Below are 22,174 nucleotides of genomic sequence, written 5' to 3'. Positions count from 1 at the left end.
ATACCTAACAAAAATTAAAATTGCTAGGCATGATCTCGCGCGTAGCTTTCGAGCGGGCAAACACAGGCCGATCCAAGTTTTCCTCCAATCGCTGCACCCTTAGCGAAACGGCAGACTGGGTTACAAAGAGGCGGTCCGAGGCTTGAACAAAAGATCCCGTCGCAGCCACCTCCAGGAAAGTTTTGATAAGGGCAATATCCATCGGTCGAGCATGAGAAACCATTGCCGCAAAATCAATTTGAATATGCTTCACGCAAGCTGCCATCGAGGGCTGTCGAGCCGAGTTGCGGCGAAACCACCAAGTTAATAGCGTAATCCGCAGGTGGAAATCTTTGATCTTGTCGGAGCATGGGATGAGGATGTGCCGCACGACAAGCTTGCAGCATCATTCCGAATGCCTCGGCCCGTTGGAGCGTCCATAGATCTGTCGCTCAGATGGGCGCCCACCCTCCACCAGCAGACCCCTCGAACTGCCGATACTGGGCGACATAGAATCGTTGTTTTGCAAAGTCTCGCATTGCGCCTGCGAGCAACTTGAGTGCAAAGTATTCGAGCGGGCGTCCGCTCCCCGCGGTCTCTCGTGTGGTATTTTATCCCTGCCACCGTCGACTCGCTCGCCCAAAAGGGACGGGTCGGCGAAAAACTTGCCCCTGCTACCTTCCAGCCTGGGGCCGGGCGGCTGGGTGGTGAGTGGCCATGCAGCCGCCTGCATATGTTAGCTATCTCGCCTTTTGGTTGTGTTTGCTTGGCTGTTCTGGCAACATCGATATGTGGCGTATGAGTGATGGACGCAGGCGCGGTGTCCGTCCTGCATCCCACTAAATTGCGACCGCGTCAGCGTCCTTTTTCTACTCTCTGATCGATCCAGGCCTGCGCCATGTCTCGCGTCGTGAATAGAGGACGTTCGTCGAGACAGACTTCGACACCCCCGACGATGTCGACGACCTCGAACAGGGTGATCTCGCCCTGCTCAGGATGAACAACCTTCGTTTCGAGTATACGGCGTTCCATGAAGGTCACGGTAGCAGCGACGCGCTGCCCTGCAACCGCCTTGACGCAAGAAAAAGGTCCCAGACACTGCGTAGGATCGGACGCATATCAGTATTGATTGTATCGCAGCTCGCTCCTCTATTGATTGGCACGACAGGATCCCTGCTGTATTTCACGCTGAGCACGCAATTCAGCTCAGCATCGCGATGAAAACTCTCGACGGCTTCAATCCAATGACAAGGGATCAGGCCGCGGTCTGCTTGCGGCGCCCGACCAGCGGCAGGACGTTCGCCGTATCCACCTTGGCATCTGGAGTATCGGCTTCCTTGGCCATTGAAACCACCTCGTCGGTAACGTAGGCGATCAGTTGGTAGCGCGTTTCAAGCCCGAATTTTTGGTAAATGCGGCCCAGCTGCGATTTCACCGTGGTGATGGCACTGCCGCGCATTTCGGCGATCTCGCTGTTGAGAAGCCCTTGGCCACGAAAATTGCCACATCCGCTTCGGCCTGCGACAGACCCCAATCCGGTGCATGGCGCAGGATCACGGTTTCCTTGGCGATGGGCTCGCTGACTCCTGGCGCCAGTTTTTCACGACGCCGCCGCACCACGTGGCGGTTAAGCTGCGTGCAGGCGACATAGGCTACAATCGCGGTCAATGCGAAGAACAGCGCAAAAAGTCCGGAAAGGATGCCCATGCCCGGCCCGGCCTGCGGCTAGGCCAGCTCGGCAACAATTAGCGTCTTCAACGCCGCGACCACCGTGACGAGAACACAGCCGAAAATCCAAATGCGCGACATCTCAAAAATGCTCCAAGACTACCGACAGTGCTTAATTCAATAACCCAGTAATGCGGCAACAATAGGGTGATTGTTTCACCAACATGAAACAATTCCGGAAGGTACCGAAATCACGGATATTCAGTCTGGCATTTCCAGGCGATTGCACCAGATAGTTTCCCGTTTCGACAGAAGTGACAGTCACGCGTACCGGACCATAGCTCTCGGCCCGTCGGATCCAGAGTATGTCGCGTTGGTTTCGCCTACCTGACACCGGAGGTGCGCAAGCGCACGCTGCAAGCCGCCGTAGAGTGTGTGGCGGGACGAACGCCGCTCTTTTTCTGGGTCGGCGCTCTGGCGACCGATGTCGCCGAGGATCTCACGCGCGACGCAAGGCGCGTTTTCGTAGAAGGCCTGCTTCTTGCGCCCATGTACTACCAGACGCTAACAGACGAATAGGTCTTTCGCCATTTTGAAGCCGTCGCCGCGGCTGATGAAATGCTGCTTTGAATTTACAACAATTCTGGCACTACGAAATTCACCTTCGGCTTCGACCTGATCGCGCGCCTGGCCGAGCTGCCGAACGTGATGACCGCGGTGAAGATGCCCTTGCCTGCGGACGGTGATTGTGCCGGCGAGATGCGGCGCTTGCGGGCCGTGACACCGGAAAGGTTTGCCATCGGCCACAGCGGCGATTGGGGCGCGAAGGATGCGCTGCTCGCCGGTGCCGCATGCTGGTAAAGCTCCTGGCCGGTCTTTTGTCCCAACCCGCACTCGCCCTCACCCGCGCGGCCCAGGAGGGGAATGCAACCGAAGCCGAGCGCATCGATCAGGCCTTTGCTCCTCTGTGGGCCCTGTTCCGGGAATTCGGGAGCTTCCGGGTGATTTTCGCGATTGCGGAGATCCTCAGTTTCGGACGTATCACGTCGCCGCGCCCGATCCTGGCGCTTGAGCGAGCATACCGCGAAAGGATCGAGTCGGCGCTGCGTAAGCTGCTCCAAGTCGCTGGCTGACCAAACGATAATATTAGCACAAATTCTCGCCAGTGTTGGCCACGCTGCGGAACAAAAAGATCCGGAAAAGATCGAAGCGAGCGGCTTTTGAACATGTCGAAAGCAGTTACCCAAAAATGGTCAAACAAGGGGCCGCAATCAGAAAATCAGATTCTTTTACTTTTCTTAAACTGGAATTCTCTAAGTTCCAGTAAGCACAAGACAAGGAACAAAATATGAAGATTATTTTCAATAAGAAGATCTACGATACCGACCAGGCAAAAGAAATTACTTCTGTTCGCTATGCGACTCCGAATAACTTGGCGTGGTTTCGAGAGGACCTCTATCGCTCCAGGAATGGCGCTTGGTTCATCGTCGGGTACGGAGGCCCCCTTTCGCACTACGCGGTTGAACTCGAGGACGGCATCAGGGAAGGACGCCGCCGGCTTGCGCCGATGTCGTCCGACGAGACGATCGCCTGGCTCGAGAAGCATGGCAAATACTCGGTGATCGAGGACCATTTCGCTGATTGGTTGGAAATCGCCTGAAGTTCAGGTTCACGTCGATAACGACTCCAAAAGCAACAGACTCATATGCGAACGGGTGCGCGGGATGATCATCGCGCGCCCGTTTAACATTGTAGTGTCACATCCGATCCACCTGCCGCAAATCTTCCCATTTCGGAAAATATATTAATTTCCAAAATAATATTTTCTCATAATTATACAGAATAGAAGAAAATTGGAGATACGTGGTGATTAACCATCAATTGGAGAGCCTCGAATTAGCAGAGCTCAAAGACATCAAAGTCTATGTGGAAAGGTTAATTCGGGAAAAAGAAGAAGAGGCACGCCAACGGGCAAAGGCGGAGCTTGAGGAACGCGCTCGGGAGATGGGCTTCAATGCATCGGAACTGTTTGGTGCGGAACCCCGAAAATCAAAAAAGCAGCCCACGCACCAAAACCCTGAGAATCCGAAAGAGAAATGGATCTATGGCCCGGGCAGAAGACCGCACTGGATTGCCGAATACTTAAAGAAAGGTGGCAAACTGGAAGACCTAGAAATCAAAAGCTAGAAGACTTTCGATTGGCGACTTTCAGTCCCGCACGAGGATGTGCGAGATTCAGTGCCTCTCCGGCCTGCCGGTGTGAGATTTGACCTGCGGCGCATGTGACGCCGCAGATCTGTGTTCGAGTATTCCCGGACAAGCAACTTCCTAGCATAGGCTGCCCCAACCAAATTGGACGTGAGGGAAGTCCGATCCACAAGAGGCGTGATTCAATCGATGCCTGGCGTTCCGACACCAAGAGTTTCTAAAGTACCGCGTCGAATTCACCTATTGGATGGAGGCTTTTTTGTCCTGCCGGTGTATCTCGTTCCGGCTGGGACCTATTGAGCCACCTCAGGACTCAGACCGTGCCGGCCTGCCCCTCATGTCCTTGCCAATTGATTTGAATACCGTAGCAGCTTTTCCAGGTGGGAACAGCGGCACGAACATGCTCTTCCTCAAGGACGAGATCGTAAAGACGGCCTTGCGCTGGAGAGACGTCATCACGCACGACGTTCACCAAGAACCAGCCGGAAGGCCCACGTTTAATCACGACAATCGAAGCAACAGCATTATACTTGTAGCTCTTGGCAGGTCCTCGCATACGGGCAGTGAGACAGGCGCCAGGTCTATTGGATTTTGCCAAGCCAAACTTCGCGAGATCGGCTTCCGCCTCCTCGACGAGCTCTTTCAGGTCACTCGACGTGTGTACAAAACGTTTGGCTTTGCCCATTACTCGCCCAATACTGGCTTCAATCTTTTGACGGTTGTTTTCGTTAATTTTAATCTTCATATCAATTATCTCCTATAACTAAATTGATATAAAGTATTTAGGCTGCGCAATTAAACCGATCAATCGTTTTCTGGTTAACAAAATATTAAACGCGATTTTTCTTAATAGGTTTTAAATAATTCCTCCGGGAAAGTGGCGAATTCCAGAGGGTTCGGCCGCTGTCGTCAACGTTCCATTCAATTTAGGGCCTGCGTCTGGGCTTTCCGACCTGTCCACAATTTCTGGGGATAGATCTCCCACTCGGAATTCTATCCGCTGCTTTGATGTCATTGGCCTTCAATGACGCGCGCGACCCTATGTGTACACTTCGTTGACACGATCCTGAAGGTCTGAAAGCCGTTCCATTAGAGTTTCGAAATCAACGGCATCCGATTGAAGGAGACCGGCATCGAGCATTTGCCGGTAGTCGCGCGCCAGAGCTTCGAGTGCTTCTCCGGACGGTATGAGGCACAATGCTCCGGACACTGCTGCTTGGTAATCGATGACATCGCCGTCGCGATCGTTTTCCCGAAAGAAGTGCTGCTTGTGCTTCGCCACATCCTCGGCGAGGTCGCGATCAAGGATCGCATTTGAGGCTATGCTGGTGTGATCAAGGCAGTCGAGATCGTACCAGTGCCGAGCGTAGCGGTCGCCTCCGCGAAAAGCGCCCCTTAAGCAATAGGCATGGATGGCAGTCGCTTTCTCCCAGAAGGTACGTTCTGCGCGCATGACGCGCGGATTGGCGATCGGCGTCTGCAGGTCGTTGATCGCATCGGAAATATCGCAGGTAACCCTATGGCGCTCTGCGGGTTCACCTGTCGAGCGAGCACCGAATTCCAAGAGCACGGCGGGACGGACATAACCTGTTCCGCTGCGAACCGCTTCGTACTCCAGGACGATGTTGTCGTCGTTCACGACCGCCTTCGCGCCCACGCCTGACGTTTTTATTCTGTCAGTCAGAATCTGAAGGGGTTCGGCCTCGACCCACGTCGAAAGACGGGCCCTGACGGTTTCCGTCCATTTTCTGGCTTGTGAGCGGCTCGTCGGATAGGGACTGCCTGGGTCATCAATCAGGTCGGGGATGATTTGCCTGATGTCATAGGTGAGATCGACATCTTCTGAGAACCGATCGATTGCGCGGTATACTTTTGAGAGCGATGTTCCGCCTTTGAAGATGAGGTGATCTCCGACTGAGCTCTCACAGAGCGCGTCGAGTGCCCATACGACCCAGATATCTTTCTCAAGCAGATCGGCTGGCCGCCCCAGGATGGAAGCGGCCGTTTCTAGCGCATCGATTTTGTCAGCAGACGAGAGCCCGAAATAGTCCATCACCTCAAACTCACGATGCGCGAGAAGGAACTGCGAGGGCGCTCAGTTCTTTCGCCATCCAGGTCGGCGCATTGGCACGCAACCCGAAAAGTTCGCTCCGCTCTTCTTCATTGAGACTCGGCTTTATCTTGTTCAGGGTCTCGCGAGCTTCCGACTGGCCAAAGTAGGCAAGCGCACGAAACGCGTGGCCTGCCCGGCTGTTTGGCGCGCGAAGTTGCCAACTGGGAACGTGTTTGAGTTCGACCTCCTGGGCGCCCAGCTTCAAGTGACGACTGGGACCGGATGTCCAGAAGACCTGACGCGCCGGGTTCTGCGTTGACAGCCCAAGAATATTGGCGGCTGCAGCACCACTGATCGACACGCGCTCGCCGGTCGTACTGGCGATACTTTCAACCACTGTGCTGGCCGAAGGCGCACGCTCGCCGAAGCGAGTCTTGACCGGCAGGGCGAACAGACCACGCCGGACGCGCAGAAGCTCGCCGCGCTTAACCAGCCGCGACAGCGCCTGGTCGACGGCCGCCCGCTCGCCGAGATGCAACAACTCCTTCGCCGACAGGGTCGCCCCTTCCGGCAAAGCTTCTGCATAGGCCCTGATCGCTTGTGATGTGGTGGTCATGGTGTGCTCCTAATGTCAGATATATAGCTTGTTTTCTGACATTATGCAAGTTAGAAACAAGTTCATGTGCGCAGGAAAGAAGGCGTTAGAAGACGAAGCGACAAATTGATTTGAGGCGATTATCGACGCGATATGGACATCGAACCACTGCGAAAACGCAAAACCAGCGGCGAGATTTACACACGTCGACCGTTGATAACTGAATTCATCAAGAAAAGCCTGCAATGGCCTTTCGAGGATCTGCTTGAGCGGGCGTCGATACGGGATCGCCGACACAGTGATTATGTGCCGTCAGAAGTCCTTGTCTGCCATTTGCGCCGCACGAAGTCTGACAACTCGGACGGACGGTTCGTCGACCTCTACAATATCCTGCGCGATCGCGTTGAAGCTGCATGTCCACGCCCAGACAGACATGTTGGCGAAACCATTCATACAAATTCCCGTCTTGCGGAGATCCGAGATGCAACGGTGGACCATGTCACCGAACTCATGTTTACAGACCGGGAAGACTATGACGAGCAGCTCGATATCTACGAGGTTGTCTTCGACAAGGCTGTCCGATCGGCTCACATCACCAAACTGCGCAAGGTAAACCGCAAAGAAACTGCGAACGAAGAACTGGTGGACCCTGTCACCGGAAATGTTCGGGCTGTGGTTGAAGCCGCGCTCGATCGATACAGGAAGCATGGACTCACCGCCGAAGAAGATTTTGATTACCGGATTCACCTCCGCCGGGCGATTGACGCTCTACCGACAGTCGAACGAGAGGTGATTGATTTGTTGCTTGCAGATATTCCAATTGAGACAACGAAAGACGGTGAAACGTCGATGACGGAGCTTTTGGGCTGTGTCGAGAAAACCGTTCGCAATCGTCGGGACCGTGCGATCGAGAAGATCAGGCAGGCGCTGATGTTGGAGGTCGAAAATGGCAAATAGAGATGACGTTCTCAGCGATTTCACGATGGAAGAGGAACTCTCGCCTGCGGTGCTAAAGGCATACCTTCAGCGCTATCCCGAATATACTCGAGACCTCCTGGCGCTCTTCAATGAGTTATCGATGAGCGACCTTGAGGCAACAGAGGCCAGCCTGCCACTTGAAACTAAGGCGGTGAACGCCGAGACCCTACGTGTCCAACATGTCCGGCAATCACTGTTCGGCAGTGGTGTAAAGGAGTTTGCACATGAACTCGGCCTTCCTCGGGCTTTCTTCACTGGCCTAAACGCGGGCGTTGTCCATCTGGCCTCAATGCCTCCGGGATTGCTGAAAGCACTCGCGAGAAGGCTGGATGTGCACATCCAAGATGTGATCAGCGGAATGCAACAAGGCGACGCACAACCCGTTTCCATGAAGTCTGACGCCAAACCGGGCGGCGAGGCTCCAATTGAATTTGCCGACTATATTGCTCAAGCCGATCTTAGTGAGGAGGAGCAACGCGCGTTGCAGGCGTTGCTTGCAGGTGATGGATCGGATTGAGGTCATACGGGCACGCGCGACTGATCTTCATGCGCAGCGCATCGAAAGAGGTGGCGATCCGACCAAGCCTTATCAGTTCGCACTGCGAGAAGCGAAAGCTCGTGATCTGGAGGTCGGAAAACGCCCAGCTGGACATCCACAGCTCAAAGGTGGCCGCGCCATTCTCCAGAAGGCGTCAGCAACCATCTTGCACGAGGAAACTGGAAACGCGTTTCTCGACGCCTTTCTGGTCGCCCATGAGATCGGTCACCATGAATTTGGCGGCGAAGTCGAGATTCCGCCAACGATGGAAGTCGATCTGGCGCGCTCTGCGGACCCCTCATCTGTCGGCGCCGAACGCGTCATCGACTATAGCAATCGCGCCCGCCAAGAGGTTCAGATGGACCTTTTCGCGCGGGAATTCCTGTTTCCACGTACCTTGGCCTGGTCCTGGCATGTCGATGAAGGCCTGAGTGCAAGCGATATTGCCGACCGGCTTGGGGCACCCTACGCCATGGTCGCCGTTCAGCTGTTCGACGCATTGCTGTTGCCGCCTGTTGAACCCGAGGAAAAACAAGCATCGGCGCCCAAGCCGCTCAATGATGAGCAAAAGCGCGCGGCAGAACACGACGGAAAGGCCTTACTATTGAAGGCTGGGCCGGGGACCGGCAAGACGCAAACGCTTGTCGGAAGGTTGTCGGTTCTCAAGGACCGTGGTGTCGACCCGGAAGGCGTTCTGCTTCTGACCTTCTCCAATAAGGCCGCCGGCGAAATGACGGACCGCGCCATGATGGCCTGGCCGGAAGCAGCTGGGTCAGCGTGGATTGGAACTTTTCACTCCTTTGGGCTCGATCTGTTGCGCCGGTTTCACGATCGTGCAGGTTTGCCGCAGGATCCGCAGTTGATTGATGCAACAGAAGCCATCGCACTTCTTGAGGATGAGTTTCCGCGCCTGCGGCTGACACATTTCAATGATCTGTGGGATCCGACCGACAACCTACGGTCCATCTTGTCGGCTATATCGCGCGCGAAAGACGAAGTCGTCGATCGTCATCGCTACCGTGCGCTTGCTCAAGACATGGCTGACAATGCAGCCACCGAAGAGGACCGGATAGCGGCCGAAAAATGTTTCGAGATTGCTTCCGTGTATGATCTCTATGAGCAACTGAAAGCGGACCGAGGTGCTGTTGATTTTGGTGATCTCGTTGCCCGTCCAACCGCGTTGGTCGAAACCGACGAGGCGGTGCGAGCTGAGTTACAAGAGCGATATGAACACGTACTTGTGGACGAATATCAGGATGTGAACCGTGCTAGCGTGAGACTTCTGCGCGCCCTGAAACCGGATGGCGGAAACCTCTGGGTCGTGGGCGATGCGAAGCAATCCATCTACCGATTCCGCGGTGCCTCCTCCTACAATATTGACCGGTTCGAAACTGAGGACTTTCCAGGTGGAACGTCTCTGCAACTCAGCACCAACTATCGGTCGTCTCAGGAAATATGCGACGCGTTTGCCCAATTTGCCAGGACACGGATGGAGGCCGCAGCTTTCAAAGCGGAGGCAATCAATGGAAAGAACGGCATAGAACCATCGTTCGTTTCGGTTGAATCGAAAGATCATGAAATAGACGAGATCGCCGCCCGAATAAGGTCCGCTTGCGCCGACGGTGTCTCGTATCGCGATCAGGCTGTCATTTGTAAGGGGAATGCACGCTTGGCAGAGATTGCCTCAGGCTTGGAGGCTTGTGGCATACCGGTTTTGTTCCTCGGGCCGTTGTTCGATCGACCGGAGATCAAGGAAGCTTTGTCACTTTTGTCTCTCTTGGTTGATCCCCGGGCCATGGGCCTGACCTGCATTGCCACCTTGCCGCCCTTCCAGATGCCCATCGAGGACGTCAGCCGCGCCATAGAGGCAATCCGCGACATCAAGAAACCCCTTCCTCTCGACTGGCGGACGATTCTGCCCTCGGTGCCCGAGCTGACAGATCACGGTCAAGCGGCCGTCAAGGGACTCATTGATGCGTTTGATGGAATTGAACCGACGGCGAGTGCGTGGCAGGTCATCACGAGCATCTATCTCGATCGGACGCGTCTGGCGGCAGACATCGCTAGTTCGGCACGATCGGGAAACGCCAACCCCGCACTTGCTCTTTGGCAGTTTCAGAACTTCTTGCGGTCCGCTCTGCCGGAAAAATCCGGATACCCGATCCGCGATTTGCTTGAGCATATTCGGCGTCTCGTAATCCTGTCGGATGAGCGAGATTTGCGCGATCTTCCAAGCGCGGCTCAGAGCATCGACGCCGTGCGGCTGATGACCATACATGGAAGCAAGGGGCTCGAATTCAAGGTTCTTCACCTGCCGTCGTTGACGAGCGGATCCATCCCGCGCTCAGCCAATCAAAGCCGCAGCCTCGCGCCGCCGGACGGAATGATCGAGGGCGCGCCGTTTCGCGGAAGCGAGGCGATCAAGGCCGGGCATGATGAAGAACAACGATGCCTGTATTTTGTCGCTTTGTCTCGGGCAGAACAACACCTGACGCTTTATGCACCAAACAAGAAATCCAATGGTCATCGGCAAAGCAGGTCCAGCTTTGTTGACGATATTTCCGGTCAGCTCTCACAACCGCGGCCGATTGCTCCAGTCACAGATGCTGCTGCCGAAGTTGAATGCTTTACGTTGGAGCTTGATGGGATAGCCCGAGTCTCCCCGTCTCAACTTGCTACCTACGACAAATGCCCTCGGCGGTTCTTCTTCGCACATGTGCTGCAAGTCGGCGGTCGGCGGATGGAGTCTGCCCCCATGCGCATGCACAATGCGGTTCAAGCCGTTGTTGATGAGTTGACCGGTCGCCTCAATGATGTGCCGACCGAAGCTGAACTGCGAACGATCGTCGACGCGGCCTGGGCCGCACACGGACCGACTGATCACGGCTATGCCGAGGAGTACCGGCAGATATCGGAAGACTTGCTGCAGTTCTTCGTCCAGCTGCGGCAGGGTGAAACTCGACGCGCGCCACAATCGCTTTCACTGCGGTTCGACGATGCCGAGATCGTGGTAACAGCACATGAAGAGATCGATACCGGACGCTCGACCGTATTCCGGCGTATCCGCACGGGGCGCAAAACCAGCACTGCGGTCACTGCCCTTGACGCGGCGGCATTTCAGATTGCGGCGGACGGACGTGGTGAGGCGGAATTTGTTTATCTGACCGGCGGCGAGCGTGATCTTCTGAACATGTCAGATCGCCAATTGGAAACCAGAAAAAAGAAGATCGCAGATGCCGCGATCGCCATTGTCGAGGGGCGGTTTCCGCCCAATCGCAGCGATCGATGCGCGCGCTGCCCCTACTTTTTCATCTGCAATGCCCCGCCTGCCGGCACGCTCAGAAAAAAGATCGGATCCGGCTTACCGGATTCCTCCTGACATCGCGATTGTCCTTGTGAAGGCGCAGACATGGTGTCTGCGGCCTGTAACTGCATAAGGACGAAAACCATGAAATCGCAAGGAAATGATCCTCGCTTCCGTGTTCTCATCGCCGATGAGAACCTCAACTTCAAAAAGCACGTCTTCGATGATCCCAAGGTTTTGGGGCGTCAGTTGATCGAGGCCGTTGGCGGCCATCCCGTCGACGAGCATGTCGCCATCGCGATATTGCCCAATGGTGACTTCGAAGACATCCGCCTTGACGAAAGCTATGACCTGCGCGGTCGCGGTGCCGAGAAGGTGCTCGTTGCCCGCACGGATCGCAGCTTCAAATTCAAGATCGACGACGCTGACCTGGAATGGCCGCATGCCTGCATCAGCGGCTTCGTCTTGCGCAAACTGGCCAAGCTGCCTGCTAACTATAATCTGTGGCAAGAAATTCCCGGTCAGCACGACAAGAAAATCACCGATACGGACGTGATCAACCTGGCGGATGCCGGCGTTGAGCGGTTCGTGTCGTTGATTGACCAGACGACGGAGGGGGATGCCCTTCCGTCGAAAGATCAAACCTACCTCTCCGGTCACGGATACGCGTTTGAGGTTGTGACGGAAGGTGGCAACACCGGCGTCGTCCTGAAGGAGCTGCTGCTTCCGGCGGGCAAGTTCAATTGTGAGACAGCAGACGTCCTCATTCTGTTGCCCAGGGGGTATCCGGATTGTCCGCCTGACATGTTCTATGTCTCACCGAAACTCCTGCTTGCGGGCACTGGTCAGGTTCCAAAGGCCTGCACCGCAGAACACCGCTTTGGCGGACGCGTCTGGCAGCGTTGGTCGCGGCACAACAATGCCTGGCGCCCGGGCGTCGATGGCCTTCAGACCATGGTCGCTCGGGTCCAGACGGCCTTGGCGGGGGCGCGGGCTTGATGGGTACGCTGGATCTCATCCTCTCGGACCCGCACGAGGCAAAAATCCGGTCCCTGCTGACGCAAGGGGCCGGAGAAGAACGCTCTGCATATATGCTGTTCGGTATCGCCGATGTCAGCGTCGATCCATGGACAGACCAACCGCGGCGACGTCTGGTGTCGCATCGCTTCGATCCGGTCGGTGATGCTGAACTTGTGTCGGCTTCGGGGCGGCATATCACTTGGCAGACAGACGGTTTCATGCGGCTGCTGGGTGCAGCCAAGAAAGCAGGTCTTGTTCCCGCCCTTGTTCACACTCATCCGAAGGGCCAAGCGAAGTTTTCCGATCAGGACGATCGGAACGAAGCCGAACTCGCGCGGACCGCCCTGTTAAAAGGTGTGCCCGGTCTGGTCAGTATTCTCATCGCAGAGAACGGCGACATCGCAGCACGCTTGTGGACACAGACGGACAAGGCTATTGCCATTTCCCGCATCCTTCACTCGGGACCACGTCTGCGGATTTCCGGTCTCAGCGGAACTCCGGCGGATTTTCTGGATCGCCAAGTCAGGCTTTTCGGGCAGGAGGCATCTCGGCAGGTGTCCAGTTTTCGGTGCGGAATCGCAGGCGGCGGTGCAACGGGAAGTGCGCTTCTGCCACTCTTGTTGCGGCTCGGGGTTCAAGAGGCCATCCAATTCGACAAAGACATCGTGGACGAGACCAATCTCAACCGCCTGCATGGTGCACGGCGCTCGGACGTTGATGCAAAGATGCCAAAGACTGGAATTCACACGCGAACGGTCGAGGAATCAGGACTCGGCATGACGCTGGTGACGATGGATGCTTGGGCGGGACACCCTTCGACATGGGACGCGCTCAAGGCCTGTGACGTGATCTTCTGCTGTACGGATGATCATGCCGGCCGTCTGTTTCTGAACCGCTTTGCCCGCTTCTACGGCATTCCGATCATAGACGTCGGACTTGCCATGCAACGACGTACAGAAACGGCGTATGATCTCTTTGCACGAGTCTCGACACTCGTACCCGGCCATCCCTGCCTGTTGTGTGGTGGTTACGTCGATCCAAGGCGGGCGCGCGAGGAAGCTCTGCGGCGCGATGATCCCGATGCCTATAACCGACTGAAAGAGGAAGCCTACGTCCTCGGCGAGGGAGATCCATCCCCTGCGGTAGTCACCTTCACGACCGAAGCGGCGACCATGGCGGTCAATGAATGGCTCGCAGGCGTGACGGGGCTCGCTGGAGCGTCTGGAATGCTGCCGACCCGCATGCGGCGATTCCACGCGCGCGATGAGCGGAAGCCGATGGTGGAATCCCACGCGGGCTGCCCGTGTTGCAATCAGCCAGAGACCCTGGGCCGCGCGGACGTGCACCCTTTCCTGGACATGGTGACCTGACATGAAACCGGTAATCTCTCGTCTTCTTCGTCATTTGCGCCTTCTGCGTTTTGATTTCCTGACGACCAAGACTTCTTCCTTGCCAAACCCGACAACCGTCGTGCCGGAATCGCTTACTGTCGTCGAAAGCGGTAACGTCAAGAAGTGGGCCTGCCTCAAATGTCCTGGTGGCTGTGGGGAGGTTATCAGTCTATCCCTGAATCCCAACCAACGGCCTCGGTGGAGCGTTGCGGAAGATATTTGGTCACGGCCGACCGTTCATCCTTCTGTCCATCAAAAGAATAAGTGCGGGTGTCATTTCTGGATCAAGAAAGGGCAGGTGAACTGGTGCCGAGGGGGTCGTCCGAACCGGCCGGCAGATGATGCCGACGATGCTATGCCAACACGAGCTCAAGGATAGTAGTATGCGCTTCGCGGTACATGAAGGTCAGCGCATCGAAGCGACACCGGGCACAAAAGGCCAGTGCCCGGGTTGTGGCGCAGAACTGATCGCCAGGTGCGGAACCAGGAAAGTCTGGCACTGGGCACACAAGGGTCAGCGGCATTGCGACCACTGGTGGGAAAACGAAACCCAGTGGCATCGCGACTGGAAGAACCACTTCCCGACATATTGGCAGGAAGTCGCTGCCAGGGATGATCGTGGCGAGCTCCACATTGCCGACATCAAAACGCCCAAAGGCTTGGTCGTCGAATTCCAGCACTCATACCTAAGGCCCGAGGAAGCAAGGATACGAACTGAGTTTCATCAGCCGATGTTCTGGATTGTGAACGGATTACGGCGACAAACTGATCTCAAACAGTTTAGGGCAGCTATCCGCGATGGAGTAAAACACCCGACCAAAGACGGTATTGTCCATCAGGTTTGGGTCTTTGACTCCCGCTTGCTGAAAGAGTGGATTCACGTTGGGGTCATTGTCGCGTTCGATTTCGGAGAAGAGTATGTTTGGCTTCTCAGGCGCATCAAAGATGATTGGGTTTATGGTTTTGAGTATCCGAAGACCAAACTTGTGGAACACATCAAAGAAAGTACTGCTCTACCGGATGTGTTATTCGGTCGCCCAGCACTCAGGACCATTCGGTATCGGCGACGGCGCGCCCGTTTCTAATTTTTTGCGGACAGATGAACGCCGGAGTACTGGCAGTCGCGGCGAAGGTCTCAAGTGAGCGCAAGTTGGACGATGTCCGGAGCGCTCGAAATATTTCGGATATCAAGGCTGCGACAATTCCAGCTCCGGCAAGTCCCGCAGGCTCTGCAGATCGAACGTCATCAGAAACGTCTCGGTCGTCACGAAGGTATGCGGCGCACCCGGCCGCGGCGAGCGTGGCCCGCTGGCGATAAGGTCCTTGTAGCGCAGCCGGGCGAGTAGATCGCGGCTGACCTCTTTGCCGAAGATTTCCGCGAGCCCCGCACGGTCGATCGGCTGGTGATAGGCGATGGCGCAAAGCACGCCTATCTCCATCTCTGTGAAGGCAAGCGACTGGTCGCCCAGGTCGGCGGCGGCCTTGATCGCATCGGCGAACTGGGTCTTGGTGCGAAGTATCCAGCCCCCCGCCACGTGGGCCAACTCATATGGACGGCCCGTCAGCTCGGCCTGGATGTCGTCGATCAACATCTCGACCGAAGCCCCCTGCCCCACGACGCGCGCCAATTCCTCGCGGCGGACTGGCGAGGCACTCGCGAACAGTACCGCCTCGATCCGTCCCATCCATTCGCGCCAGCGCAGCTCCTGCGGCAAATCCTCTAGCTCCCGGTCAAAGACGGCGCCTCCCTCATCGACCGGTTTCCGTTTCTTCATCGCGGCCGTCATGGCGCGATCCCGTAAAGCCGGAAAGTCGGCCGCCCAGTCAGTTCCCGGGCCACCCCCAACTCGACCAGCCTGTCGCAGAACCGTCGCGCGGCGCGGTCGGTCATGGGGATCGAAGTCCCCCGAATGCGCGGCGAGAGCATCGACGCCGGTGCCACGGCATCCTCGGTCAGGAAAAGGTCGACCGCCGCGTCCGATCCTTTCGCGCGCAGCTTCGGGGCGACGGAGCTGAGGACTTCGGCCCGGCGAGCCAAATCCCGCGCCAGTCGGATCGTGTCTTCGATGGACTCGAGGATCCGCACTTGGATCACCAGCTCAGCCCCCTGCTCGTTTGCGGCCAGGTTCCGCAGCGCCGCCTTTGTTACCCGTCGCGCAGAGACAGGCAGCACAGTCTTCCAGTTCAGAGCGTGCGCCAGGACGACATCCGCCAGCAGAAAGGCGACCCGTTCCGCCTGGTCGTCGGCGTCGAGCACCGCCCGCAGGACGGAGAGGCAGCCTACCAGCGATCCGTGGGTCCTGGCCCGCTCAAATCCCGCATCGAGCCAGACGCCCACGTCGTCCGTGAACTCCGCCCCGACCAAGTCGGCGATCTCACCGGTCCCGCCTACCCGAGGCCGCCCTGCATCGCGCCAGAACGCCAGCAGATCGCCATCGGGGCCCCTCGCCTCGCCCGCCGGTGTCAGATGAAAGGCGTCGCGGATATCCGCCTCCCGCGCCAGCCGTCCTTCCAGTTTCGATGTCGCAGTTGCTGCGTTCAGCGCAAGCCGATTGGCGAGCAGCTTCACCGGCACACCATGCCGGGGATCGCTAATGAGCTGGTCGAGCACCGTGAGCGCCGCCCCGGACCGAAAGGCCACAGTTTCAAGGGTTTCCGGACGCCCGGAGGTGACCCAGCCCGGCAGGTTCGGTAGGTTGGTGCGGTCGTCGGAGATGGCTGTGGACTGGTATGTCATGCCACAAGACTATCCCACGGCGGCGCTTTCGTCCACAATATGATGTGCAAACCGCCCCGCGTTGCAGGCCTCAGCTATGTCCAATAAGTTTGCCATATCGTGCCCTTCGTGAGACATAAAACATCCGCTACGTGCGACAGGTGCAGTAACATAGACAGTGTTTGGACTGCGCAGACAAGATTCCTTATCCTTAGCGCGTAGTTTTGCATCCATCATATTGATATTGTTAAATTTTATTTGACTGAGCGTTAGTTTCTCGCCCTCGAATGGTCTGGACCACTCGGACGCCATCCTCGATGCCTCATCGCTCGCCAAATCGGCGGTGAGGAAGGCGAGAAAATTGGCCTCTTCGGCCTGTTCGGTGTCGGAAACACCTTCTGAGGCCCCCTGCCCTTCCCCACTGTCGAGTGACGCCAGATCGCTACGGCCAAGCACCTCCAACAACCAGCTGCTGCTTTTCAACTGACGCTCGGCTTCAGTCGCCATCTCGCCCTTCTTCAGGTGATCAAGGAGTTGCCCGGTGCCCTCGCCTTTCGCCTCACGCACTGCTTCGTGGCGCCGACCCTTGCGCACACGGTTCAGGTAGGTATCGATCGTCGGCTCCCATCCCGCCTCGTCCATGTCGAGGTCGGCCGCCTGGGCAAGCAAGTGGGCTTGCGCCATCCGCCGTGTCAGAGCACTGGCGGGGATGCCGGCACCGTAGGCGTTTACCTTCTCGTGGAGTGCGTTGATCCCAAAACTGAGGCAATGCGCGAGCAAGGACAGCCGGCCCCTTTGATCAAGGGAGGTCAGGTAGTCCAAGAGGGCGGCATCGTCGCCAAGCGATAGGTCGGCCCCCCACCCCGCGTGGCGTTCGTCCACCAGCTTGGCCGCCACGCTGTCCTTTAGATCGCTCGCGTGCGCGGACATATAGACGTGAGGCACCGAAGCCTCGAGGCAGTTGCCCGCCGAACTGGACGTCCTGAAGGTGTCGTTGACGAGCTTCAGAAGCAGCAGTGTCAAGGCGCCGTCAGGCGAACGCCCGACAGCGTCGCGCAGTGCTAGTGTCCGGTACGCCGTCAACTCTATCCAGCCGCTCGGGCACCCTGCCCCGCCCCACATCTGTCGAGTTCCTGTCCTGAGTCCATAAGATCTTCTACGACGAGATGCTTGACGAGTCTCGGATCATCGAACATCTAGACAGCGCACACGAGCCCATCGTTCCAGGACGCATGCGTCAGGATGACGATCGGGAAGTTACTGTTGGGCGCCACCTACCTTTTTCACCGTCGCGCGTCGCGGCATTCATGGATCACTTTGACAAACGGTTTCAGATTGCGGCGCGGTCCTCGAGCGGACGGATCATCGCGATCGCGTCCGCCCATCGCCGGCTGAACTACATCCACCCTTTCCCAGGTGGCAACGGTCGTGTCAGCAGAATGATGTCTCATGCTATAGCCCTTACAGCTGGGATTGAAGGCTAGGGACTCTGGTCCTTTTCGGGTGGACTGCCCCGCGGGCTGACCGATTGGGGCGAGTATAAACGGATGATGGATTTTGCAGACAGTCCCCGACGAGGAGACCGTGACGGGCGCGGTAAATTGTCCGAGACAGCATTGAAGACGTTCAGCGAATGGTTCCCAAAGGTGACACTCGGCCAGATCAGCTTTTCGGCAAAACTCTTCGATCTTGGCGAACTGAATCAGCGGTATCGTCGTCCTGTTGCAGAAACCAGCGATGATATAACGAGCGCCAGAGCTGATCTCCGCCGTTCTTCGGTACGGCGCCCTAGATAGGGACGACGCGCAAATTGTGCTCAGGACGTCCGAGCGCACTGCCCGCAACATGTTGACCAAACTGACTGCCGCTGGATACCTCGTTTCCTCCTCGCCGAATACGCCTGTCAGATTGGCGCTTCCATTTGATTATCGAGAGCGACTTTTTCGGAAACTTCTTAGCAATGGTGACCTGCCCGTGTGACTTGCAATGGAAGCACCCGGTTTCTGGACAGGTCCGCGAGCGCAGCCTCTGACAGTGTCGGAAAAAGTTCACAGCTGTGAACCATCCCGAGCTATCCTCCTTGTCAGATGAGTTCACAACTGTGAACTCATCATGCAGCATCCCGCCGCATCAAGGCCATGATCATCGGACCACAGGAGAACTCGCCATTTGCCGCCTTTGAAGATAGGGCTCTCAGGTAGCCTCCAGGTGATCGAATGTCTGCAAACCGTTCAAGCATTGCAACAACGACAACAGACGCTTCTTCGGGGCCCATATTGCGCTTTGCCTCGTCCCAAGCGGAAGGCGAAATACCCATCATTGGCCTGACCACATCGGCCACCCGGACCAGATCGTGCCAATGGCGCACAGGCTTATCGGAATACGCCATGAATTCCTGACAAGAGGCTAGAACTAGACCGAGCGGTATGTTCGGCATCATTTGGTCGTCAGTAGCTGAGGTTGAGTTAGCCTCATCTTCAGAACACAGAGTGCTGTAGGCGACCTCTCGGTTTTTACGCACAACGCTTCTCCCGCGCGCTTTTCCTAAGCGAGGTTCAGAATCATAAGAGTCTTTATTTGAATTCTGATAGTGCTGCTCAAAAATAGCATCATTGGTGCTCGTATTTTCTGTTTCACGGCCATCCAAAAGGTTGCGGGCGTCATCCAAAGCCGACCCCAATGCGTCTTCGATGCGCCTAAGGTCTTCCATTTTTAGTTTTCTGCGAAGATCTCGGCCAGTTAGAGCCGCAAGGTCCGAGAATTGGTCCCAAACAGCCTGATCTGGACGAAGCGCGCGCCCGTACTCGGCCAGCCCCGCGAGGTCACGCCGCATGAGGCTCACAGCGGCACGTAGGCGCTTATAACGCTCCTCTGCGGCCCGAACGGCCTCAGCGGCCTCACAGACCTCCTGGAAGCGTCGAACAAGCGGAGATAGGTCGAACCCGAACGCAACCTTCTCTTCGCCGTAGCGGCGGGCGTAGCGCTTCCCATTGGGGCTATCGCGCCGGACGACAAAGCCAGTCTGGACAAGGTTGGAGAGGTGGCGCCGCATCGTCGAGCAGGGCATGCCGTTCAGGCGCTCGCAAATCGCCTTGTTGGACGGATGTACAATCGACTCGCTGTCATTGCCTCCGAGAATCGTCGCTTGGTGAAAGCTGACGAGTGCCTGAAGCACCGTCAAATCCCGATCGGACAAGCCGAACGCGACCCGAGCGGCAGCTAGTTCCCTCAGGACCTCCCACTTGTTGGCGCCGGCTGGGGGCAGGTCTTCCTGCGCCGCCGCCTGGTGTTTCAGAATGGCAGCATCTATCGTTCGCCGAAACGGCGTTACGGGCGTGTAGTCCATTTTATCATTCACGAAGACAAAAATTTCCCGGCCCGCGAATCACTTTGGACTTGCGGAAAAAGACTCCGGACACTACCTTGAAGGTGCTAGAAACAAGTTAGGGTCTCGTAGAGTGGTCGCTTTGCGGGACCTTTTCTTTTGCCTTTTCGTGCCTCCTTCTTTGATTTCTGCTCTTCCTCAGTCTTCCGACCGCTGCCTCCAGCGATCGTGAAGGTCTTCAATTATTTCATGCACTTGCGTCTCAACCCAATCGGCGAAGTCTCCGCTTGGCAGCTCGATCGACAGGCCCTTGCCAGTGCGTTTCACGCTCCCACTGCGTTTACCACCGATCTTCAGCGGGACGCTGGAGGACGGCGCAGGGGAGGGGGCCTTTGCAGGTTTGAGTGCATTCGCTACGGCTTTAGCCACCGCTTCAAACGCCTGGACGGATGGATCATCGGTGGATACGGAATCTTCCAAAACTTTGGAATCGACACCCTTTCCACGTGCCTCCTCAGCAATCTGACTGAGGCGCTCGCGATCAAGGCCGTTCTCGTCGATAGCGCGGCCCAGAGCGTCCCAGCGAGGCCGACCGATGCCATGGGCCGGCCCGATGGCGCGAACTAAATCAGAGCCGACGATGTCTACAATGGCGATTGCCATGGAGACCGCAGATTTCGTGACGGTTAATATTTCTGCAACCTGTGATTGTGTCCCGAAGCCGGATGCCACGAGATCCTTGGCGAAACGCGCCTTCTCAATGTAAGACAAATCACGTCGAGCCATATTCTCGGAAATTTGCGCGCGCAAAGCGCTGTCATCATCCAGATTGGCGACGAGAGCGCGGATCTTGGTCACCTTGTCAGACTGGCGGATCGCCTCCAACCGCCTACGCCCATAGACCAGCAAGTAGCGGTCGGGATCATCGGGAACGCGGCGCACAAGGATCGGAACGGCTTGACCATTCGCCTCGATCGCACCGCGCAGGTCCAGCACATCCTCCGGGTCGAGGCGATCCTCCATGCGATCATCCACGATTTTCGTCGGGTCCAACTCCCAAACGTGATGACCATCGACTGCATCGCGCGCGGACCGTAGGGCGCGATTAGAGCTCATCATAGGCGTGACAGCGCTGGACTTCGGGGCAGGGGAGGGAGCTCCGGCCGACGCGAGACTGTCCAGCATGGACATCCGTTTCTTCTTGCTGCTGCTCATGGGCGCCCCCAAGTCTTTTGGATCAGGTCGGCGATCTCGTCATTCAGAGTGTTAAGGCTCTCGAGTGCGCGATCATAGGTGGAACGGGTGAACGCGCTGCGTTCCACTTCGTAGAGCGTCTGCTTGGTCAGGCCCGCATCGGAGATCGCTGTGGATTTCAACATGGGCGAATTCAACACCGCTTCCCCGTACATCGTTCGCAGGAATGCCACGATCCGATTCTGTGGTGCGTCCTGCGGCTCGTAACGGGTCAAAACGTAGCGCATCCAGTCATGAGACATGTCGGCGCCGCTTTCGGCAATCACGTCCATAAGATCTGCGGTCATACGCAGAAACTGCGACATAGACATAACGTCAAGCATTTCGGGGTGAATCGTAACCAATACGCCGGTAGCCGCAGACAGTGCGGACATCGTCAGAAATCCCAACTGCGGTGGACAGTCGATGACCACAACATCGTAATCCTCATCCACTTGAGCCAAGGCTTCTTTCACGCGAAAAAAGAAAAGTCCTGCATTGCCCTGCGCCAAGGCCCGGGGAGTGTCGTGCTCAAACTCCATCAGTTCGAGATTGCCGGGAATAAGGTCGAGGTTGGGGATATAGGTTTTGCGGATGACCTTGCGGATTGGATCGGGGTTTTCGTAGCGGATCGCATCATAGAGCGTGCCGCCATCCTCAAGGTCCAACTCCGGCTGAACGCCGTGCAATGCCGTGAAGGAGGCTTGCGGATCTAGGTCGATGCCCAGCACTCGATACCCGCGCAGCGCAAGCCGTTGCGCGAGATGGGCAGAGGTTGTCGTTTTTCCAGAGCCACCTTTAAAGTTCATTACACCGATGACCTGAAGATGATCGCCCTCCCGTCGCCCAGGGACGTAATCTCCCTGCTTGCGGGCGGTTTTCTCAAGCAACACGCGCAGCGCCTGAATGTCCTGCGCAGAGTAGAGACGACGGTTGCCAGCGGTCAGCTCGGGAGAGGGCCCCTTGCCATCGAGGTTGAGCTTGCGAAGATAGGAATCGTTGACGCTGAGAAGCGCCGCAGCCTCACCGGAGGTGAATTTGCGCATGGTCTTCTCTGCATCCGGCGGAAACAGGCTCTCACGTTGCGAATGCAACTGGTTGGCCAGCCATTCCGAATGCTGGCGGATCACCGCGTTGAGATCCTCATGCGCAAAGGTCTTGTTCAT

At 56.8% G+C, this 22,174-nt stretch carries 21 protein-coding genes and 3 pseudogenes; 10 read left to right on the top strand and 14 right to left on the bottom strand.

Features of this window, described 5'->3' with window-relative positions:
- Window positions 1-43 precede the first annotated feature (43 nt).
- The 5 genes and pseudogenes from FIU85_RS20870 to FIU85_RS20860 all read right to left on the bottom strand — a co-directional run.
- A pseudogene (locus FIU85_RS20870) lies at window positions 44-202 on the bottom strand (LysR family transcriptional regulator); the annotation flags it as partial.
- A gap of 632 nt (window positions 203-834) precedes the next feature.
- On the bottom strand, window positions 835-1,011 hold the full coding sequence (locus tag FIU85_RS22170) for a hypothetical protein (protein WP_172978955.1): 177 nt from the start codon (window positions 1,009-1,011) through the stop codon (window positions 835-837).
- Window positions 1,012-1,234: 223 nt separating this feature from the next.
- Window positions 1,235-1,438, bottom strand: a complete 204-nt coding sequence (locus FIU85_RS20865; protein WP_254703088.1) for a hypothetical protein — start codon at window positions 1,436-1,438, stop codon at window positions 1,235-1,237.
- Window positions 1,411-1,686 carry a hypothetical protein gene (locus tag FIU85_RS22165; protein ID WP_172978952.1) on the bottom strand — a complete coding sequence of 92 codons (276 nt, stop codon included), beginning with the start codon at window positions 1,684-1,686 and terminating at the stop codon, window positions 1,411-1,413. The genes FIU85_RS20865 and FIU85_RS22165 overlap by 28 nt, the downstream gene beginning before the upstream one ends.
- Before the next feature lie 593 nt (window positions 1,687-2,279).
- Entirely contained in the window at window positions 2,280-2,768 is a 489-nt protein-coding gene (locus tag FIU85_RS20860; RefSeq protein ID WP_152498360.1) for a hypothetical protein, read from the bottom strand.
- A 227-nt stretch (window positions 2,769-2,995) separates the two neighbouring features.
- On the opposite strand from FIU85_RS20860, the gene FIU85_RS20855 reads away from it, so the two are divergent.
- Together FIU85_RS20855 and FIU85_RS20850 are read left to right on the top strand one after the other, a co-directional pair.
- Entirely contained in the window at window positions 2,996-3,307 is a 312-nt protein-coding gene (locus FIU85_RS20855; RefSeq protein ID WP_152498359.1) for a hypothetical protein, read from the top strand.
- A 206-nt stretch (window positions 3,308-3,513) separates the two neighbouring features.
- Window positions 3,514-3,834 carry an H-NS family nucleoid-associated regulatory protein gene (locus tag FIU85_RS20850; RefSeq protein ID WP_172978954.1) on the top strand — a complete coding sequence of 107 codons (321 nt, stop codon included), beginning with the start codon at window positions 3,514-3,516 and terminating at the stop codon, window positions 3,832-3,834.
- A 334-nt stretch (window positions 3,835-4,168) separates the two neighbouring features.
- On the opposite strand, the gene FIU85_RS20845 is transcribed toward FIU85_RS20850, so the two are convergent.
- The 3 genes from FIU85_RS20845 to FIU85_RS20835 form a co-directional block, all read right to left on the bottom strand.
- Window positions 4,169-4,600 carry a hypothetical protein gene (locus FIU85_RS20845; protein WP_152498357.1) on the bottom strand — a complete coding sequence of 144 codons (432 nt, stop codon included), beginning with the start codon at window positions 4,598-4,600 and terminating at the stop codon, window positions 4,169-4,171.
- Window positions 4,601-4,894: 294 nt separating this feature from the next.
- The gene (locus tag FIU85_RS20840) at window positions 4,895-5,908 is read right to left on the bottom strand and encodes a nucleotidyl transferase AbiEii/AbiGii toxin family protein (protein ID WP_152498356.1); all 1,014 of its coding nucleotides are present in this window, start codon (window positions 5,906-5,908) and stop codon (window positions 4,895-4,897) included.
- Window positions 5,909-5,918: 10 nt separating this feature from the next.
- On the bottom strand, window positions 5,919-6,524 hold the full coding sequence (locus FIU85_RS20835) for a DUF6088 family protein (RefSeq protein WP_152498355.1): 606 nt from the start codon (window positions 6,522-6,524) through the stop codon (window positions 5,919-5,921).
- 132 nt (window positions 6,525-6,656) lie between these two features.
- On the opposite strand from FIU85_RS20835, the gene FIU85_RS20830 reads away from it, so the two are divergent.
- The 7 genes from FIU85_RS20830 (at window position 6,657) to FIU85_RS20800 (ending at window position 14,819) form a co-directional block, all read left to right on the top strand.
- Window positions 6,657-7,460 (top strand): RNA polymerase sigma factor, encoded by an 804-nt coding sequence (locus FIU85_RS20830; RefSeq protein ID WP_152498354.1) that lies wholly within the window; start codon window positions 6,657-6,659, stop codon window positions 7,458-7,460.
- A gap of 25 nt (window positions 7,461-7,485) precedes the next feature.
- Complete coding sequence (locus FIU85_RS20825; RefSeq protein WP_254703087.1) at window positions 7,486-7,998, top strand: hypothetical protein; 513 nt, start codon at window positions 7,486-7,488, stop codon at window positions 7,996-7,998.
- Window positions 7,985-11,398 carry an ATP-dependent helicase gene (locus FIU85_RS20820; protein WP_152498443.1) on the top strand — a complete coding sequence of 1,138 codons (3,414 nt, stop codon included), beginning with the start codon at window positions 7,985-7,987 and terminating at the stop codon, window positions 11,396-11,398. Before FIU85_RS20825 ends, FIU85_RS20820 begins: the two co-directional genes overlap by 14 nt.
- A gap of 69 nt (window positions 11,399-11,467) precedes the next feature.
- On the top strand, window positions 11,468-12,322 hold the full coding sequence (locus tag FIU85_RS20815) for a multiubiquitin domain-containing protein (RefSeq protein WP_152498352.1): 855 nt from the start codon (window positions 11,468-11,470) through the stop codon (window positions 12,320-12,322).
- Window positions 12,322-13,713 (top strand): ThiF family adenylyltransferase, encoded by a 1,392-nt coding sequence (locus FIU85_RS20810; protein ID WP_152498442.1) that lies wholly within the window; start codon window positions 12,322-12,324, stop codon window positions 13,711-13,713. The genes FIU85_RS20815 and FIU85_RS20810 overlap by 1 nt, the downstream gene beginning before the upstream one ends.
- 1 nt (window position 13,714) lies before the next feature.
- Window positions 13,715-14,113, top strand: a complete 399-nt coding sequence (locus FIU85_RS22430) for a DUF6527 family protein (RefSeq protein ID WP_152498351.1) — start codon at window positions 13,715-13,717, stop codon at window positions 14,111-14,113.
- 4 nt (window positions 14,114-14,117) lie between these two features.
- Complete coding sequence (locus FIU85_RS20800; RefSeq protein ID WP_172978953.1) at window positions 14,118-14,819, top strand: competence protein CoiA; 702 nt, start codon at window positions 14,118-14,120, stop codon at window positions 14,817-14,819.
- Window positions 14,820-14,921: 102 nt separating this feature from the next.
- Here FIU85_RS20800 and FIU85_RS20795 read toward each other — a convergent pair whose 3' ends face one another.
- The 3 genes and pseudogenes from FIU85_RS20795 to FIU85_RS20785 form a co-directional block, all read right to left on the bottom strand.
- Complete coding sequence (locus FIU85_RS20795) at window positions 14,922-15,521, bottom strand: SMC-Scp complex subunit ScpB (protein WP_152498349.1); 600 nt, start codon at window positions 15,519-15,521, stop codon at window positions 14,922-14,924.
- Entirely contained in the window at window positions 15,518-16,471 is a 954-nt protein-coding gene (locus tag FIU85_RS20790) for a DUF1403 family protein (RefSeq protein WP_152498348.1), read from the bottom strand. The genes FIU85_RS20795 and FIU85_RS20790 overlap by 4 nt, the downstream gene beginning before the upstream one ends.
- A 279-nt stretch (window positions 16,472-16,750) precedes the next feature.
- Window positions 16,751-17,555: pseudogene (locus FIU85_RS20785) on the bottom strand (DNA-binding protein); the annotation flags it as partial.
- Between FIU85_RS20785 and FIU85_RS20780 the strand changes: the two are divergent.
- A pseudogene (locus tag FIU85_RS20780) lies at window positions 17,545-18,430 on the top strand (Fic family protein); the annotation flags it as partial. The pseudogenes FIU85_RS20785 and FIU85_RS20780 sit on opposite strands and share 11 nt — an antisense overlap.
- A 130-nt stretch (window positions 18,431-18,560) precedes the next feature.
- On the opposite strand, the gene repC reads toward FIU85_RS20780, so the two are convergent.
- The 3 genes from repC to repA form a co-directional block, all read right to left on the bottom strand.
- Complete coding sequence (gene repC, locus FIU85_RS20775; protein WP_152498347.1) at window positions 18,561-19,796, bottom strand: plasmid replication protein RepC; 1,236 nt, start codon at window positions 19,794-19,796, stop codon at window positions 18,561-18,563.
- Window positions 19,797-19,973: 177 nt separating this feature from the next.
- Window positions 19,974-20,990: a plasmid partitioning protein RepB gene (gene repB, locus FIU85_RS20770; protein WP_152498346.1), complete on the bottom strand. Its 1,017-nt coding sequence runs from the start codon at window positions 20,988-20,990 to the stop codon at window positions 19,974-19,976.
- Entirely contained in the window at window positions 20,987-22,174 is a 1,188-nt protein-coding gene (gene repA / locus FIU85_RS20765) for a plasmid partitioning protein RepA (protein ID WP_152498345.1), read from the bottom strand. The genes repB and repA overlap by 4 nt, the downstream gene beginning before the upstream one ends.

Origin of the sequence: Roseovarius sp. THAF8 (genome assembly GCF_009363735.1) — a bacterium.
In the GTDB taxonomy this organism is placed as follows: Bacteria; Pseudomonadota; Alphaproteobacteria; order Rhodobacterales; family Rhodobacteraceae; genus Roseovarius.
The sequence above is the reverse complement of the archived record's forward strand: the minus strand, read 5'-3'. Positions and strand labels throughout refer to the sequence as shown.

What these genes read in the sequence shown, in the direction of transcription:
- FIU85_RS20840 (WP_152498356.1), bottom strand. Translation starts at nt 5,908, where the DNA reads ATGGACTATTTCGGGCTCTCGTCTGCTGACAAAATCGATGCGCTAGAA.
- FIU85_RS20800 (WP_172978953.1), top strand. Translation starts at nt 14,118, where the DNA reads ATGCGCTTCGCGGTACATGAAGGTCAGCGCATCGAAGCGACACCGGGC.
- repA (WP_152498345.1), bottom strand. Translation starts at nt 22,174, where the DNA reads ATGAACAAGACCTTTGCGCATGAGGATCTCAACGCGGTGATCCGCCAG.
- FIU85_RS20810 (WP_152498442.1), top strand. Translation starts at nt 12,322, where the DNA reads ATGGGTACGCTGGATCTCATCCTCTCGGACCCGCACGAGGCAAAAATC.
- FIU85_RS20830 (WP_152498354.1), top strand. Translation starts at nt 6,657, where the DNA reads ATGGACATCGAACCACTGCGAAAACGCAAAACCAGCGGCGAGATTTAC.
- FIU85_RS20790 (WP_152498348.1), bottom strand. Translation starts at nt 16,471, where the DNA reads ATGACATACCAGTCCACAGCCATCTCCGACGACCGCACCAACCTACCG.
- repB (WP_152498346.1), bottom strand. Translation starts at nt 20,990, where the DNA reads ATGAGCAGCAGCAAGAAGAAACGGATGTCCATGCTGGACAGTCTCGCG.
- repC (WP_152498347.1), bottom strand. Translation starts at nt 19,796, where the DNA reads ATGGACTACACGCCCGTAACGCCGTTTCGGCGAACGATAGATGCTGCC.
- FIU85_RS20845 (WP_152498357.1), bottom strand. Translation starts at nt 4,600, where the DNA reads ATGAAGATTAAAATTAACGAAAACAACCGTCAAAAGATTGAAGCCAGT.
- FIU85_RS22430 (WP_152498351.1), top strand. Translation starts at nt 13,715, where the DNA reads ATGAAACCGGTAATCTCTCGTCTTCTTCGTCATTTGCGCCTTCTGCGT.
- FIU85_RS20815 (WP_152498352.1), top strand. Translation starts at nt 11,468, where the DNA reads ATGAAATCGCAAGGAAATGATCCTCGCTTCCGTGTTCTCATCGCCGAT.
- FIU85_RS20825 (WP_254703087.1), top strand. Translation starts at nt 7,486, where the DNA reads ATGGAAGAGGAACTCTCGCCTGCGGTGCTAAAGGCATACCTTCAGCGC.
- FIU85_RS20835 (WP_152498355.1), bottom strand. Translation starts at nt 6,524, where the DNA reads ATGACCACCACATCACAAGCGATCAGGGCCTATGCAGAAGCTTTGCCG.
- FIU85_RS20855 (WP_152498359.1), top strand. Translation starts at nt 2,996, where the DNA reads ATGAAGATTATTTTCAATAAGAAGATCTACGATACCGACCAGGCAAAA.
- FIU85_RS22165 (WP_172978952.1), bottom strand. Translation starts at nt 1,686, where the DNA reads ATGGGCATCCTTTCCGGACTTTTTGCGCTGTTCTTCGCATTGACCGCG.
- FIU85_RS20865 (WP_254703088.1), bottom strand. Translation starts at nt 1,438, where the DNA reads ATGCGCGGCAGTGCCATCACCACGGTGAAATCGCAGCTGGGCCGCATT.
- FIU85_RS20820 (WP_152498443.1), top strand. Translation starts at nt 7,985, where the DNA reads ATGGATCGGATTGAGGTCATACGGGCACGCGCGACTGATCTTCATGCG.
- FIU85_RS22170 (WP_172978955.1), bottom strand. Translation starts at nt 1,011, where the DNA reads ATGGAACGCCGTATACTCGAAACGAAGGTTGTTCATCCTGAGCAGGGC.
- FIU85_RS20795 (WP_152498349.1), bottom strand. Translation starts at nt 15,521, where the DNA reads ATGACGGCCGCGATGAAGAAACGGAAACCGGTCGATGAGGGAGGCGCC.